Here is a 14,655-nt window from a genome sequence, read left to right as displayed (position 1 = left end):
GCAAAAAATCCGCGTTACAGCCGGAATTCGTGGCCCAGGTAGACTTCCTTGACCAGCTGGTTGCTGAGGATGGTCTGTGCATCGCCTTCGGCGATCAGTTGCCCGTCATTGACGATGTAGGCGGTTTCGCAGATATCCAGCGTTTCACGGACATTGTGATCGGTGATCAGCACGCCGATGCCCTTGGCCTTGAGGTGATGGATGATCTGTTTGATATCGCCCACCGAGATCGGGTCCACGCCAGCGAAGGGCTCATCAAGCAGGATGAACTTCGGCGCGGTAGCCAGGGCGCGGGCGATTTCCACCCGGCGGCGCTCGCCGCCGGACAGGCTCATGCCGAGGCTGTCACGGATATGGTTGATGTGGAACTCCTGCAGCAGACCTTCCAGCGCCTGCTGGCGGCCGCTGCGGTCCAGATCTTTGCGCGTCTCGAGAATGGCCATGATGTTGTCGGCCACCGAGAGTTTGCGAAAGATCGACGCTTCCTGCGGCAGGTAGCCAATGCCAGCGCGCGCGCGGCCGTGCATCGGCAGGTGGGTGACGTCGTTCTGATCGATCAGCACGCGGCCCTGATCGGCATTCACCAGGCCGACGATCATGTAGAAGCAGGTGGTCTTGCCAGCGCCATTCGGGCCGAGCAGGCCAACGATCTGCCCGCTCTCGATGGACAGGCTGACGTCGCGCACGACCTGACGACTCTTGTAGCTCTTGGCCAGATGCTGGGCTTTGAGAACGGCCATTACTCCGGCTGCTCCGTGGCTTGGTCGCGTTTGCGCGGCTGGATCACCATGTCGACGCGCGGGCGCGGCGTGGTCACATCGGCATTGGTGGCGCGACCGGCATTGACGATCTGGCGACGGGTGTCATAGACAATCTTTTCGCCTTCGAATGTGTTGCCTTCCTGAACGACCTTGGCCTGGTCGATGAGGACGATGCGCTCATTGGCGGCGAAGTACTGGATGGTCAGGCCGTAGGCCTTGACGATCTCCTTGTCCACCGCCGGTTTCTGCTCGTAATAGGCCGGCTTGCCGATGGAAGTGAAGACCTCGACATCGCCATTGCCATCCTGGGTGATGGTCACCGTGTCACCGGTGATCTTCATCGTGCCCTGGGTGATGACCACGTCGCCGCGATATACCGCTACGCCCTGTCGGTCGTCGAGTTCGGCGGAATCGGCCTGTACGCGGATTGGCTGTTCACGATCCTCGGGAAGCGCCCAGGCGCTGGCGCCGAGCCAGAAGGCGCTCAAACCGAGCAGGAGGGGGAGAGTCTTAACGCAGCTCATGCTGGCCTCTTACGTTGGACAGCAGGAGCATCCTGCCGTCATCCATGTACGCTTTCATGCCGGTTGCGGTGGTCACGCCATTGGCGGCCTCGATTCTAACGGCTTGGTTGGTCTCGGCATAATCCTTGTCCGGCCACACCGTCAGGCGGCTGGTGGTAAGGATCGTCGGGCGGCCTTTGGCATCAGTGCGCTCGACCCGAACCTTGTCGATCAGCAGGACCTCGTCGCCCTCGGCCGATACTTCGCCGCGCTCGCTGCGCACGTGCCAGGGCAGCTCGGTACCGCGATAGGACATCAGGTCGGGTTTGGTCAGCAGGCTGACATCGCTGGCCTTGATGTGCTCGAGCTTGTCTGCCGTCAGTTCGTAGTTGCGCTTGCCGTCGGGCTGGTACTGAACCGTGCGCGAGTTGATCACGTAGAAATCGACATCAGGCGTCTCGGCAGTGGCGGCCGGAGGCTGTTGCATGAAGCTTTCCGGACGGATATTCCAGTAGCCGATCGCTACCAACAGCGCAGCGATCAAGGTCAGCAGGGCGGCGAAGCGCAGTTTGCGAAGCATCCAGACCTCTACAGATAAGCGTTTTGCGCGGCGGCCAGGGTGCCCTGGGCGCGCATAATCAGTTCGCAGAACTCGCGCGCCGCACCTTCACCGCCGCGTGCTTGCGTCACGCCGTGCGAATGCTCACGGACAAACGAGTCGGCGCTGGCGACTGCCATGCCGAGGCCGACACGGCGTATCACGGGCAGGTCCGGCAAATCGTCGCCGAGATAGGCCACCTCAGAGTAGCTCAGGCCAAGTTCGGCGAGCAGCTCGTCGAGCACGACCAGCTTGTCTTCGCGGCCCTGGTAAAGATGTTGGATGCCCAGATTCTGCGCGCGACGTTCCACTACCGGCGTCTTGCGGCCGCTGATGATTGCGGTGCGCACGCCGGAATTGATCAGCATCTTGATGCCATGGCCATCCAGCGTGTTGAAGGTTTTGAACTCGCTACCGTCGGTAAGAAAATACAGGCGACCGTCGGTCAGAACGCCATCCACATCGAAGATCGCCAGGCGGATGTCGCGGGCGCGTTGCAGCAGGTGCTCGTGCATTACATCACCCCCGCGCGCAGCAGGTCGTGCATGTTCAGCGCGCCGACCGGCAGCTCGCTATCGTCGATCACCACCAGTGAACTGATCTTGTGGTCTTCCATAATCTTCAGCGCCTCGGCAGCAAGCATTTCCGCGTTGGCAGTCTTGCCGTGAACGGTCATGACCTCGTCGATGCTGGTCTGGCGTACATCCACTCCCTTGTCCAGCGCGCGGCGTAGATCGCCGTCGGTGAAGATTCCAGCCAGCCGTCCGTCCGTTTCGACGATAACGGTCATGCCCAGACCTTTTTGCGTCATCTCCAGCAGGGCGTCGCGCAGCGAGGTCCCGCGCGGCACTCTGGGCAGGCGCTCGCCTGTGTGCATCACATGCTCGACCTTGAGCAGCAGCCGGCGGCCCAGTGCGCCGCCTGGGTGAGAAAAGGCAAAATCTTCGGCGGTGAAACCGCGGGCTTCCAGCAGCGCGATGGCCAGTGCATCGCCCAGCACCAGGCTCGCGGTAGTGGATGAGGTCGGTGCCAGATTCAGGGGGCAGGCTTCGATGCTGACGCTGGCATCCAGATTTACCGCGGCGGCCTTGGCCAGTACCGAGTTTGGATTGCCGGTCATGCTGATCAGCGTGATGCCGAGGCGCTTGATCAGCGGCAGCAGGGTGACGATCTCGCTGGTAGTGCCGGAATTGGACAGGGCCAGTACCACGTCATCCTGCGTGATCATGCCCATGTCGCCATGGCTGGCTTCGGCCGGGTGCACGAAAAAGGCGGCGGTGCCGGTGCTGGCAAGGGTCGCGGCGATCTTGCGGCCGATGTGCCCGGATTTGCCCATGCCGACCACGACTACACGGCCCTTGCACGCCAGGATCAGTTCGCATGCGCTGACGAAGCTTGCGTCGATTCTGGCGTTCAGCTGTTCAACTGCCTCGATTTCCAGGCGGATGGTGCGTTGCGCGGTTTCGATCAACTGGCTGCTCTGGCTCATGGCTGGCGAGGTCGTCCGATTAAAAGGCGCGGATTATAGCGAGAAACGGGCTGCCGCTGATGGAAAATGTCGGCGGGTCAGGCTGGGTGCGACTGATGGATTTGATCACTGCCAGCTGAACCCAGGCTGAACGGGCGTGTCGCTAGTCATCTGCTGAAACGCTCATTGGTTGGGCGGCCATAGGGGCGGTGCTATAGTGCGCGCCCGAAAACGGTCAGGCAGAAAGTATCCCGGCGCCAACGGGAACCGTCTGTTTCGCAGACTGCATGCAAGGAGACCAGATGAGCGCCAGCAACGACTACGCGGTCGAGCTGAAGGGAGTGACCTTCATGCGAGGCGAGCGCAGTATCTTCAATAATGTCGACATCGCGATCCCGCGAGGGAAGGTCACGGCCATCATGGGGCCGTCCGGGTGCGGCAAGACGACTCTGCTGCGGCTGATCGCCGCTCAGCTGATGCCGTCGCGAGGTGAGGTGTGGGTAGCCGGTAATAACCTGCCGAGCCTTTCGCGTAGCGAGCTGTTCGACATGCGCAAGCAGATGGGCGTGCTCTTTCAGAGCGGCGCACTTTTTACCGATCTGGACGTGTTCGAAAACGTCGCCTTCCCCCTGCGCGTGCACACCAAGCTGCCGGACGAGATGATCCGCGACATCGTGCTGATGAAGTTGGAAGCAGTCGGCCTGCGCGGCGCCATCGAGCTGATGCCCGACGAACTCTCCGGTGGTATGAAACGGCGAGTCGCGCTCGCACGGGCGATTGCGCTTGACCCGCAAATTCTTATGTACGACGAGCCTTTCGCCGGGCAGGACCCGATCGCGATGGGCGTGCTGGTGCGCCTGATCCGGTTGCTCAACGATGCGTTGGGTATCACCAGTATCGTGGTGTCCCACGACCTGGCCGAAACCGCTTCCATCGCTGATTACATCTATGTGGTGGGTGATTCCCAGGTGCTCGGGCAGGGCACGCCGGCCGAATTGATGGAGTCGGATAATCCGCGTATTCGACAATTCATGAAGGGTTCGGCTGATGGGCCGGTGCCGTTCCATTTTCCCGCGCCGGCTTACGCCGACGATTTGCTGGGAGGCACCGATGCGTAAGCGTTCCTTGTTGGATCGAGTCGCGTTGCTGGGGCGCGCCGGTCTGGATGTGCTGGCGGCCCTCGGGCGCTCGACCATTTTTCTGGTGCATGCCCTGTTTGGCCGCAGCGGCCTGCGCAATGGCTTCTCGCTGCTGGTCAAGCAACTTTATTCGGTCGGTGTGCTGTCGCTGGCGATCGTCGTGGTGTCCGGCATTTTCATTGGCATGGTGCTGGCGCTGCAGGGCTACAACATCCTCAGCAGCTACGGGTCCGAGCAGGCGGTCGGGCAGATGGTCGCCTTGACCCTGTTGCGGGAGCTCGGGCCGGTAGTGACCGCGCTGCTGTTCGCCGGACGTGCCGGCTCGGCCCTGGCGGCTGAGATCGGCAACATGAAATCCACCGAGCAGCTCTCGAGTCTGGAAATGATTGGTGTCGATCCGCTCAAGTACATCATCGCGCCGCGCCTGTGGGCGGGCTTCATTTCGCTGCCGCTGCTGACATTGATCTTCAATGTAGTCGGCATCTGGGGCGGGGCGATGGTCGCGGTGGACTGGCTGGGTGTCTATGAAGGTTCGTTCTGGGCCAACATGCAGAACAGTGTCAACTTCCACTCGGATGTGCTCAACGGCGTGATCAAGAGCGTGGTGTTTGCGCTGGTGGTCACCTGGATTGCCGTGTTTCAGGGCTACGACTGCGAGCCCACTTCTGAAGGTATCAGTCGTGCCACCACCCGGACCGTGGTGTATGCCTCGCTGGCAGTGCTCGGCCTCGATTTCATTTTGACCGCGTTGATGTTTGGAGATTTCTGATGCGTATCCGCACACTGGAAATGGGTGTCGGGCTGTTCCTGCTTGCCGGCCTGCTGGCCTTGTTGCTGCTGTCGCTGCGCGTCAGCGGGTTGAGTGTGGGCAGCGCCGACACGTACAAGTTGTACGCCTATTTCGACAACATTGCCGGTTTGACGGTCCGATCCAAGGTGACCATGGCCGGTGTGACGATCGGCAAGGTCACGGCGATCGACCTGGATCGTGATAGCTACACCGGTCGGGTGACCCTGGAAATCCAGCAGGACGTGAACATCCTGCCGGCGGACTCTACCGCTTCGATCCTGACTGCCGGCCTGCTCGGCGAGAAGTACGTCGGCATCAGCGTGGGTGGCGATGACGAGTTGCTGAAGGATGGTGACACCATTCAGGACACCCAGTCCTCGCTGGTACTAGAGGATCTGATCGGCAAATTCCTGCTCAATTCGGTAAATAGAGACTGAAGGATATGAACATGATGACTGCCTTGCGTCGCGGCCTGCTGATTCTGCTGGCCATATTGCCCATGTATTCCCAGGCCGCGCTGACTGCGCATCAGGTGATTCAGAAGACCACCGATGAGTTGCTGGCTGATCTCAAGGCCAACAAGGAGCAGTACCGCAGCGATCCAGCGGCCTTCTACGATTCGCTCAATGAGATCCTGGGTCCGGTGGTCGATGCTGATGGCATCTCGCGCAGCATCATGACCGTCAAATACTCGCGCAACGCTTCTCCCGAGCAGATGCAGCGTTTCCAGGAAAACTTCAAGCGCAGCCTGATGCAGTTCTATGGCAACGCTCTGCTGGAGTACAACAATCAGCAGATCCGCGTATTGCCGCCCAGCGGCAAGCAGGACCCCAAGCGCACCAGTGTTGGTATGGAAGTGGTGGGGCGTCAGGGCGAGATCTATCCGGTGTCCTACACCATGGTCAACGATGGCGAATGGCGCGTGCGCAACGTCATCATCAATGGCATCAATATCGGCAAGCTGTTCCGCGATCAGTTCGCCGACTCCATGCAGCGTAACGGCAACGATCTGGACAAGACCATTAATGGTTGGGCCGAGGTGGTAGCGCGCGCCAAGGATACCGAGGCTGGTCAGCAGGCGGTTGGCGATGAGTGAGGCGCGGATCGAGCCGGGTGCCGAAGGTGAGTTATGCCTGGCCGGCGTGCTGGACTACCGTACAGGTCCGGCTCTTCGCGAGGCCGGGCGGGCGCTGATCAGTGGCAGCCGTGTTCCGCTTACCTTGGATTGCTCGGCGGTCGAGCGCTCCAGCAGCGTCGGGCTTTCCTTGTTGCTGGCTTTCATGCGTGACGCCAAGGCCGCCGGGGTCGGGTTGCGTGTCGCGGCGTTGCCGGCCGATATGCTGAAGATCGCCAAGGTGTCCGGATTGTTGGATATTCTCCCGCTGGAAACATCCCAGGCTTGAAAGGAATCGTCGTATGAAGCTGCGTTGGGCCGAAACCTTGCGTGACAGCTTGCATGAGCTGGCCGAGTCGCTGGGCAACCTGCTGGTCGAGAGCTTTCACTATCTGGCGTTGTTCGCGATTGGCGCCGTCACAGCCTGGGCGGCAGTCATGGCGTTTCTCGGCATGGTCGAGAAGGGCCACATCACCGTTGATGACATCCTGCTGCTGTTCATCTACCTCGAGCTTGGCGCGATGGTTGGGATCTATTTCAAGACCAATCATATGCCGGTGCGTTTCCTGATCTATGTGGCCATCACCGCGCTGACCCGTTTGCTGATTTCCGACATCTCGCATCATCACCGGCCCGATATGGGCGTGGTCTACGTTTCCGGCGCGATCCTGCTGCTGGCGTTGGCAATCCTGGTCGTGCGCTTTGCATCCTCGCGTTTCCCCGCCGTGCAGAGCGATAGCGGTCGTTCGCGGCATCGCTCCAGTCGCGATCAGGGTGCCGAGACGCTTGATTGAGATATCTCCGTCGGTTCGGCAAGGTTCGGGGTTCGCAGCTTCCAGGCTTTTTTGTATGATGACCGGCCCGTGCGCGTGCTGCGCCGATCGAGGTTGAACATGCAGGCCCAAGAAGTGAAGAGTTTCCTGGAAGAGAAGATTCCAGGTGCCCAGGTAGAAGTGGAAGGTGAAGGCTGCAATTTCCAGCTCAACGTGATCAGTGACGAGCTGGCCGGTCTGAGCCCGGTGAAGCGTCAGCAGCAGATCTACGCACACCTCAATCCCTGGATCGCTGATGGCAGCATTCATGCCGTCACCATGAAGTTCTTCAGTCGCGCCGACTGGGCCGGGCGCGCCTGATCGCCGCCGGCTAACGCCACCAATCATTCCAGGCAGAGCGCGTCTCGTTGACTGCGCCGCCTCCTTTGGCAGTGCTTCCAGCCTGCGGCTTATGGGATTATCCATGGACAAATTGATCATTACCGGCGGCATTCGCCTCGATGGCGAAATCCGCATTTCCGGTGCGAAGAACTCCGCCCTGCCGATCCTGGCCGCCACGTTGCTGGCCGACACTCCGGTCACGGTGTGCAATCTGCCGCACCTGCACGACATCACCACGATGATCGAGCTGTTCGGCCGTATGGGCGTGCAGCCGGTCATTGACGAGAAGCTCAGCGTCGAGGTTGATGCCAGCAGCATCAAGACGCTGGTTGCTCCTTATGAGCTGGTTAAAACCATGCGTGCCTCGATTCTGGTGCTCGGCCCGATGGTGGCGCGTTTCGGTGAAGCCGAAGTGGCTCTGCCCGGCGGCTGCGCGATCGGTTCGCGACCGGTTGACCTGCACATCCGTGGCCTGGAAGCCATGGGCGCACAGATCGACGTCGAAGGCGGCTACATCAAGGCCAAGGCGCCTGCTGGTGGTCTGCGTGGTGCGCACTTCTTCTTCGACACGGTCAGCGTGACCGGTACCGAGAACATCATGATGGCCGCCGCGCTGGCCAACGGCCGCAGCGTGCTGGAAAACGCCGCACGCGAGCCTGAAGTGGTCGATCTCGCCAATTTCCTCAATGCCATGGGCGCCAAGGTTTCCGGTGCCGGCACTGACACCATCACCATCGATGGCGTCAAACGCCTCGGCGGCGGGCGCTATAGCGTCATGCCTGACCGTATCGAGACCGGCACTTACCTCGTTGCAGCCGCCGCTACTGGCGGTCGGGTTCGTCTGAAGGACACCGACGCGACGCTGCTCGAAGCCGTATTGCACAAGTTGGTCGAAGCGGGTGCACATATCGATACCGGCAGCGACTGGATCGAGCTGGACATGAAAGGCAAGCGGCCCAAGGCAGTCAACGTTCGCACGGCACCGTACCCGGCGTTCCCGACCGACATGCAGGCGCAGTTCATTGCCCTGAACGCCATTGCCGAAGGCACTGGTACCGTGATCGAGACCGTCTTCGAGAACCGCTTCATGCACGTCTATGAGATGAATCGCATGGGTGCGCAGATTCTGGTGGAGGGCAACACGGCCATCGTCACCGGTGTCGAGCGCCTCAAGGGCGCACCAGTCATGGCAACCGACCTGCGCGCTTCGGCAAGTCTGGTGATCGCTGGCCTGGTCGCCGAAGGCGATACGCTGATCGATCGCATCTACCACATCGACCGTGGTTACGAGTGCATCGAAGAGAAGCTGCAGTTGCTGGGGGCGAAGATTCGCCGCGTTCCCGGCTGATAGCGATCTGCTGCGCGTCGGTCCTGCTGCGTTAAAAACAGGCTCGGAATGCTCATTTACAGCTAGTAAACTCCGCTTCCTCGCCTGTTTTTGCCTTGCATGACTCTAGCTCGCGAAATCGCAGTTGGTCATGTGGTCGCCCCCAAGGTTGGCCGTTGCCGTTCAAGGAAAACGCTCCATGCTCACCATCGCCCTGTCCAAAGGCCGCATCCTCGACGACACCCTGCCGTTGCTCGCCGCGGCCGGTATCGTACCCACCGAGAATCCGGACAAGAGCCGCAAGCTGATCATTCCGACTACCCAGGATGACGTTCGTCTGCTGATCGTTCGTGCTACCGATGTGCCTACCTATGTCGAGCATGGCGCAGCCGATCTTGGCGTCGCCGGCAAGGACGTGTTGATGGAGTACGGTGGACAGGGGCTATACGAGCCGCTGGATCTGCGTATCGCCAACTGCAAACTGATGACTGCCGGCAAGGTCGGTGCGCCAGAGCCCAAGGGCCGTCTGCGGGTTGCAACCAAGTTCGTCAACGTCGCCAAGCGCTACTACGCCGAGCAGGGCCGTCAGGTCGACATCATCAAGCTGTACGGCTCCATGGAACTCGCGCCGCTGGTGGGGCTGGCGGACAAGATCATCGACGTGGTCGACACTGGCAATACGTTGCGCGCCAACGGGCTGGAACCCCAGGAGCTGATCGCTCACATCAGTTCCCGCCTGGTAGTGAACAAGGCCTCCATGAAAATGCAGCACGCGCGTATCCAGGCGCTGATCGACATCCTGCACGCGGCAGTCCAGCAGCATCAGCATTGATGAATCTCGCGGTGACCACCGCGCCTGCCTATCCGTGTCATAGCTGAAATTCTCAGGTGCCCGCACGGTGGGCTTGATATTCTAGCGGCGCCTGAGAGCCCGGCCTGCGCTTCGTGCCGTTGCAATGAAGCCGGCCGCTTCCGATGCCTAGCCAACCATGAGGCCCGCTATGACCGCTCCCTCCGCCATTCGCCGACTCAACGCTGCCGATGCCGATTTCGCTCGTCATCTGGATCATCTGCTGAGCTGGGAAAGCGTTTCCGACGAAGGCGTGAACGAGAGGGTGTTGGAGATCATCAAGGCTGTACGCGAGCGCGGCGATGCGGCGCTGGTCGAACTGACCCAGCGCTTCGATGGGCTGCAGGTTGCCTCCATGGCCGATCTGATCCTGCCGCGCGCGCGCCTGGAGCAGGCTCTGGAGCGCATCACGCCAGCGCAGCGCGAGGCCCTGGAGATCGCCGCCGAGCGCGTGAGCAGCTATCACGAGCGGCAGAAGCAGGACTCCTGGACCTATACCGAAGCCGACGGCACGGTACTTGGGCAGAAAGTCACCCCGCTGGATCGCGCCGGGCTCTACGTGCCCGGCGGCAAGGCGTCCTATCCGTCGTCGGTATTGATGAACGCCATTCCGGCCAAGGTCGCCGGTGTGCCTGAAGTCGTCATGGTCGTGCCGACTCCACGTGGCGAACTCAACGAGCTGGTGCTTGCTGCAGCCTGCATCGCCGGCGTCGATCGGGTGTTCACCATTGGCGGAGCGCAGGCCGTTGCTGCTCTGGCATACGGCACCGAGAGCGTGCCGCCGGTGGACAAGATTGTGGGCCCGGGGAACATCTACGTGGCGACCGCCAAGCGTCACGTGTTCGGCAAGGTTGGTATCGACATGATTGCCGGTCCATCGGAAATCCTGGTGGTCTGCGACGGACAGACCGACCCCGACTGGATTGCGATGGACCTGTTTTCCCAGGCCGAGCATGACGAGGACGCCCAGTCCATCCTGGTCAGCCCGGATGCCGAATTTCTCGATCGAGTCGCCGAAAGCATTGCTCGCTTGCTGCCCACCCTGGAGCGTGCCGATATCGCCCGTACTTCTATCGAGGGGCGTGGCGCGCTGATCCTCGTCGCCGATATGCAGCAGGCGATCGAAGTTGCCAATCGCATCGCGCCGGAGCATCTGGAGCTGTCGGTCGCTGAGCCTGAGCAGTGGCTGCCGCAGATTCGTCATGCCGGGGCGATCTTCATGGGTCGCTACACCGCAGAGGCGCTGGGCGACTACTGCGCCGGACCAAACCACGTACTGCCAACCTCGGGCACCGCGCGCTTCTCCTCGCCACTGGGGGTGTACGACTTCCAGAAGCGTTCGTCGATCATCAATTGCTCGGCCGAGGGAGCCTCGACGCTGGGCAAGGTGGCGTCGGTGCTGGCCCGTGGTGAATCGCTCACTGCTCACGCCCGCAGCGCCGAGTACCGCATCAAGGGCTGATAACGTTGGCGCAGGGCGAACAGCGTGCCGCTTGTCCGCCTTGCAAACGCCAAGACTTCGCCATTTATCGCCCCCACGGCAAACCGATCACATTCAAGGAGAGAAGGGCAGATGAGCAAATTCTGGAGCCCCTTCGTCAAAGACCTGGTGCCCTACGTGCCGGGTGAGCAGCCGAAGCTGAGCAAGCTGGTCAAGCTCAACACCAACGAAAACCCCTACGGGCCGTCGCCGCGTGCAATCGCCGCGATGCAGGCGGAGCTTAACGACAGTCTGCGGCTGTACCCCGATCCCAATGGCGAACGGTTGAAGCAGGCGGTAGCCGATTATTACGGTGTGCAGCCGGCTCAGGTATTTGTCGGCAATGGCTCGGATGAGGTGCTTGCGCATGCTTTTCATGGGTTGTTCCAGCATGCCGGCCCATTGCTGTTCCCGGATATCAGCTACAGCTTCTATCCGGTCTACTGCGGGCTGTACGGCATCGCCTACGAAACCGTTGCGCTCGATGAGCAGTTCCAGATCGATGTGGCCGACTACAACCGCCCGAATGGCGGCATCATCTTCCCTAATCCCAATGCTCCGACTGGCTGTCTGCTTGCGCTAGAGGCAATCGAGCGGCTGCTTCAGGCAAACACGGAAACGGTGGTGCTGGTCGATGAAGCCTATGTGGATTTTGGCGGTGAGTCCGCCATCGCGCTGGTCGATCGTTACCCGAATCTACTGGTGACGCAGACGCTGTCCAAGTCGCGCTCGCTGGCCGGGCTACGCGTAGGGTTGGCGGTTGGTCATCCCGATCTGATCGAGGCCTTGGAGCGGATCAAGAATAGCTTCAACTCCTATCCGCTGGATCGCATCGCCATTGCCGGGGCCGCTGCAGCTTTCGAGGATCGCGCGTATTTCCAGCAGACCTGCCAGCAGGTCATCGACAGCCGCGAAGCGGTGGTGGCGGCAATGCAGGGGTTGGGTTTCGAGGTGCTGCCGTCGGCGGCCAACTTCATCTTCGCCCGTCACCCGCAGCGGGATGCGGCCACCATCGCCGCCAGCCTGCGTGAGCAAGGCGTCATCGTTCGACACTTCAAACAGCGCCGTATCGAGCAGTTCCTGCGTATCACCATTGGTACGCCGGAGCAGAATCAGGCGCTGTTGGAGGCGCTCGGCTAACGCTGGGCGAGACGGGCAGCGGCCGGCCTGAGACCTGCCGCGGCCGCTACAGCGCGTCGCGCTTGGGTGGCTCTGGCGCAGGGCTGCGGCCGCGCTATTTCGGAGCCGTACTCACAGGGGCGCGCATGCCCACTTCTGCGGTCAGCGTTAGCGGCTTGCCGTTGCGCAAGATATCGATGTCGATCTTGTCGCCTGGGCGGGCGCGGGCGACTTGGTTCATCGAGCTGCGGCCGTCGGCTGACTGCACCCCGTCGATGCTCAAAATCAAATCTCCAGGCTGCAGCCCCGCGCGGGCGGCTGGGCCGTCGCGGTAGACGCCAGCCACGACAATCCCGGGGCGGCCTTCCTGACCAAAGGATTCCGCCAGCTCCTGGGTAAGCGATTGCACCTCCACGCCCAGCCAGCCACGGATGACCTGGCCGTGGTCGATGATCGACTTCATCACCTCCAGTGCGAGTTTCACCGGAATCGCGAAACCAATGCCCTGCGAGCCGCCCGACTCGGAGATGATCGCGGTGTTGATGCCGATCAGGTTGCCCTCGGCATCCACCAATGCGCCACCGGAGTTGCCGCGGTTGATCGCTGCGTCGGTCTGGATGAAGTCTTCATAGGTGTTCAGGCCCAGCTGGTTGCGGCCGGTGGCGCTGATGATGCCCATGGTGACCGTCTGGCCGACTCCGAACGGGTTGCCGATCGCCAGCGTGACGTCGCCGACGCGTATGCGGTCAGAATGGCCGACGGTGATGGCCGGCAGGTCCGCCAGGTCGATCTTCAATACCGCGAGGTCGGTTTCCGGGTCGCTGCCGATTACCCGAGCCAGCGTTTCCCGCCCATCCTTGAGCGCCACTACGATCTGCTCGGCGTTCGCCGTTACATGGTTGTTGGTCAGCAGATAGCCTTCCGGGCTCATGATCACCGCTGAGCCGAGACTCGACTCCATCCGCCGCTGCCTCGGCAGGTTGTCGTTGAAGAAGCGTTGAAACAGCGGGTCTTTCGACAGCGGCGCCTGCTGCTCGGTCTTCTCGATGACCTTGGTGGTATAGAGGTTGGCAACTGCCGGAGCGGCGCCTGCGACCGCGTTGGCATAGGAATACGGACCCTGTTGCGGCGTGGTGGCAACCAACGGCGCCTGCCGCAAACCGATGTCGCGCTCTTTGATGCCGACCAGTTGCGGGTATCGCTGGATGATCAGCAGAGCTACGAGCAGGCCGACCAGCAACGGCCAGCCGAGGAAACGTAGGGCATTGAACATCGCGCAGGGGTCCGGGCAGAGTTGCGGGCGCGCAAAGCGGCCCTTAAGGTGGCGGCATTATACGAAGCTGCAACTGAAATGCAGCTTCATGCGTGCATGATTTGCCGTGGCGGTTCGACGAGTACCAGTCGCGCCCGCCGCGCCATCAAGAGGTATCCCCATGTCAGTTGCGCTTACCACTCTGGTTCAGGAGGCAGACCGCTATCTGGATGCCGCGAGGATTGCCGACTATTGCCCTAATGGTTTGCAAGTCGAGGGGCGTTCACAGGTAGCGCGGATCGTCAGCGGCGTGACGGCCAGCCAGGCACTGCTGGATGCGGCAGTCGAGGCGAAAGCCGATGTGGTACTGGTGCATCACGGTTATTTCTGGAAGAACGAGGACGTGCGCATCATCGGCATGAAACAGCGCCGCCTGAAGACGCTGCTGGTCAACGGGATCAGTCTGCTGGCCTATCACCTTCCGCTCGATGTGCATCCCGAAGTCGGTAACAACGTGCGATTGGGCGCGCTGCTCGGTCTGCAAGTCGAGGGGCCGCTGGATCCGAGCAATCCCCGTTCGGTGGGCCTGGTTGGTTCCCTGGAGAAATCCCTGACTGCAAGCGAGTTCCGGCAGCGGATACAGGATGTGCTAGGCCGCGCGCCACTGATGGTCGAGGGCAATGGCCCGATCAAGCGCGTAGCCTGGTGCACCGGTGGTGCTCAGGGGTACATCGAACAGGCTGTAGCGGCTGGCGTGGACGCCTATCTCACCGGGGAAATATCCGAGCCGACGGCACATGTCGCGCGTGAGAATGGCCTGAGCTTCTTTGCCGCAGGGCATCACGCCACCGAGCGCTATGGTGTCCAAGCGCTCGGTGAATACCTTGCCGGCCGGTTCGGCGTCGAGCACCAGTTCGTCGACTGCCCTAACCCTGCGTGAGCCCCAGCTTGCGCGGCTCGGCGTATTTGAATGGACAGGTAGATCGCTATTTGGCGCGCCTGCGAGTCGATATAAATCTATAGCTTTTAGGTCTAAATGGCGGCCTGATTAGAATCTAAGGCCGTGTTAGAGTTGCGCCCAATCAACGGCCCGCCGGCCG

General features: G+C 61.4%; 18 protein-coding genes. 12 read left to right on the top strand and 6 right to left on the bottom strand.

Translation table 11 applies throughout. The annotated features are described in order from the left end of the window. Positions 1–14: 14 nt before the first annotated feature. Genes lptB through PSEST_RS16070 form a run of 5 tightly spaced genes read right to left on the bottom strand, consistent with a single transcriptional unit; the run spans position 15 to position 3,351 of the window. Positions 15–740, bottom strand: coding sequence for an LPS export ABC transporter ATP-binding protein (gene lptB / locus PSEST_RS16090; RefSeq protein ID WP_015278034.1), 726 nt, complete (start codon positions 738–740; stop codon positions 15–17). Further along, complete coding sequence (gene lptA, locus PSEST_RS16085; RefSeq protein ID WP_015278033.1) at positions 740–1,285, bottom strand: lipopolysaccharide transport periplasmic protein LptA; 546 nt, start codon at positions 1,283–1,285, stop codon at positions 740–742. The genes lptB and lptA overlap by 1 nt, the downstream gene beginning before the upstream one ends. Continuing rightward, a complete protein-coding gene (lptC, locus tag PSEST_RS16080) occupies positions 1,272–1,844 on the bottom strand; it encodes an LPS export ABC transporter periplasmic protein LptC (RefSeq protein WP_015278032.1) in 573 nt (190 codons plus the stop codon). Before lptC ends, lptA begins: the two co-directional genes overlap by 14 nt. Before the next feature lie 8 nt (positions 1,845–1,852). Then, complete coding sequence (locus tag PSEST_RS16075; protein WP_015278031.1) at positions 1,853–2,377, bottom strand: KdsC family phosphatase; 525 nt, start codon at positions 2,375–2,377, stop codon at positions 1,853–1,855. Continuing rightward, on the bottom strand, positions 2,377–3,351 hold the full coding sequence (locus tag PSEST_RS16070; RefSeq protein WP_015278030.1) for a KpsF/GutQ family sugar-phosphate isomerase: 975 nt from the start codon (positions 3,349–3,351) through the stop codon (positions 2,377–2,379). The genes PSEST_RS16075 and PSEST_RS16070 overlap by 1 nt, the downstream gene beginning before the upstream one ends. Before the next feature lie 281 nt (positions 3,352–3,632). Between PSEST_RS16070 and PSEST_RS16065 the strand changes: the two genes are divergently transcribed. From PSEST_RS16065 to hisC, 11 genes are all read left to right on the top strand, one after another. Beyond that, positions 3,633–4,448, top strand: a complete 816-nt coding sequence (locus tag PSEST_RS16065; RefSeq protein ID WP_015278029.1) for an ATP-binding cassette domain-containing protein — start codon at positions 3,633–3,635, stop codon at positions 4,446–4,448. Continuing rightward, positions 4,441–5,238, top strand: a complete 798-nt coding sequence (mlaE, locus tag PSEST_RS16060) for a lipid asymmetry maintenance ABC transporter permease subunit MlaE (protein ID WP_015278028.1) — start codon at positions 4,441–4,443, stop codon at positions 5,236–5,238. Before PSEST_RS16065 ends, mlaE begins: the two co-directional genes overlap by 8 nt. Next, entirely contained in the window at positions 5,238–5,696 is a 459-nt protein-coding gene (gene mlaD / locus PSEST_RS16055) for an outer membrane lipid asymmetry maintenance protein MlaD (RefSeq protein WP_015278027.1), read from the top strand. Before mlaE ends, mlaD begins: the two co-directional genes overlap by 1 nt. Positions 5,697–5,707: 11 nt before the next feature. Beyond that, entirely contained in the window at positions 5,708–6,355 is a 648-nt protein-coding gene (locus tag PSEST_RS16050) for an MlaC/ttg2D family ABC transporter substrate-binding protein (RefSeq protein WP_015278026.1), read from the top strand. Next, a complete protein-coding gene (locus PSEST_RS16045) occupies positions 6,348–6,662 on the top strand; it encodes an STAS domain-containing protein (protein ID WP_015278025.1) in 315 nt (104 codons plus the stop codon). Before PSEST_RS16050 ends, PSEST_RS16045 begins: the two co-directional genes overlap by 8 nt. A 13-nt stretch (positions 6,663–6,675) precedes the next feature. Continuing rightward, entirely contained in the window at positions 6,676–7,167 is a 492-nt protein-coding gene (locus PSEST_RS16040; protein ID WP_015278024.1) for a phosphate-starvation-inducible protein PsiE, read from the top strand. Between the two features lie 99 nt (positions 7,168–7,266). Beyond that, a complete protein-coding gene (locus tag PSEST_RS16035; protein WP_015278023.1) occupies positions 7,267–7,506 on the top strand; it encodes a BolA family protein in 240 nt (79 codons plus the stop codon). A gap of 103 nt (positions 7,507–7,609) precedes the next feature. Further along, the gene (gene murA, locus PSEST_RS16030) at positions 7,610–8,875 is read left to right on the top strand and encodes a UDP-N-acetylglucosamine 1-carboxyvinyltransferase (RefSeq protein WP_015278022.1); all 1,266 of its coding nucleotides are present in this window, start codon (positions 7,610–7,612) and stop codon (positions 8,873–8,875) included. 178 nt (positions 8,876–9,053) lie between these two features. Beyond that, entirely contained in the window at positions 9,054–9,686 is a 633-nt protein-coding gene (gene hisG, locus PSEST_RS16025) for an ATP phosphoribosyltransferase (protein WP_015278021.1), read from the top strand. A 169-nt stretch (positions 9,687–9,855) separates the two neighbouring features. Next, a complete protein-coding gene (hisD, locus tag PSEST_RS16020; RefSeq protein WP_015278020.1) occupies positions 9,856–11,166 on the top strand; it encodes a histidinol dehydrogenase in 1,311 nt (436 codons plus the stop codon). Positions 11,167–11,277: 111 nt separating this feature from the next. Continuing rightward, positions 11,278–12,324 (top strand): histidinol-phosphate transaminase, encoded by a 1,047-nt coding sequence (gene hisC / locus PSEST_RS16015; protein WP_015278019.1) that lies wholly within the window; start codon positions 11,278–11,280, stop codon positions 12,322–12,324. Positions 12,325–12,418: 94 nt separating this feature from the next. Here hisC and algW read toward each other — a convergent pair whose 3' ends face one another. Continuing rightward, positions 12,419–13,576: a Do family serine endopeptidase AlgW gene (algW, locus tag PSEST_RS16010; protein WP_015278018.1), complete on the bottom strand. Its 1,158-nt coding sequence runs from the start codon at positions 13,574–13,576 to the stop codon at positions 12,419–12,421. A gap of 160 nt (positions 13,577–13,736) precedes the next feature. Between algW and PSEST_RS16005 the strand changes: the two genes are divergently transcribed. Next, positions 13,737–14,495 carry a Nif3-like dinuclear metal center hexameric protein gene (locus PSEST_RS16005; RefSeq protein WP_015278017.1) on the top strand — a complete coding sequence of 253 codons (759 nt, stop codon included), beginning with the start codon at positions 13,737–13,739 and terminating at the stop codon, positions 14,493–14,495. The last annotated feature ends 160 nt before the right edge of the window (positions 14,496–14,655 follow it).

The sequence above is a fragment of the Stutzerimonas stutzeri RCH2 genome, assembly GCF_000327065.1.
GTDB lineage: Bacteria > Pseudomonadota > Gammaproteobacteria > Pseudomonadales > Pseudomonadaceae > Stutzerimonas > Stutzerimonas stutzeri_AE.
The sequence above is the reverse complement of the archived record's forward strand: the minus strand, read 5'-3'. Positions and strand labels throughout refer to the sequence as shown.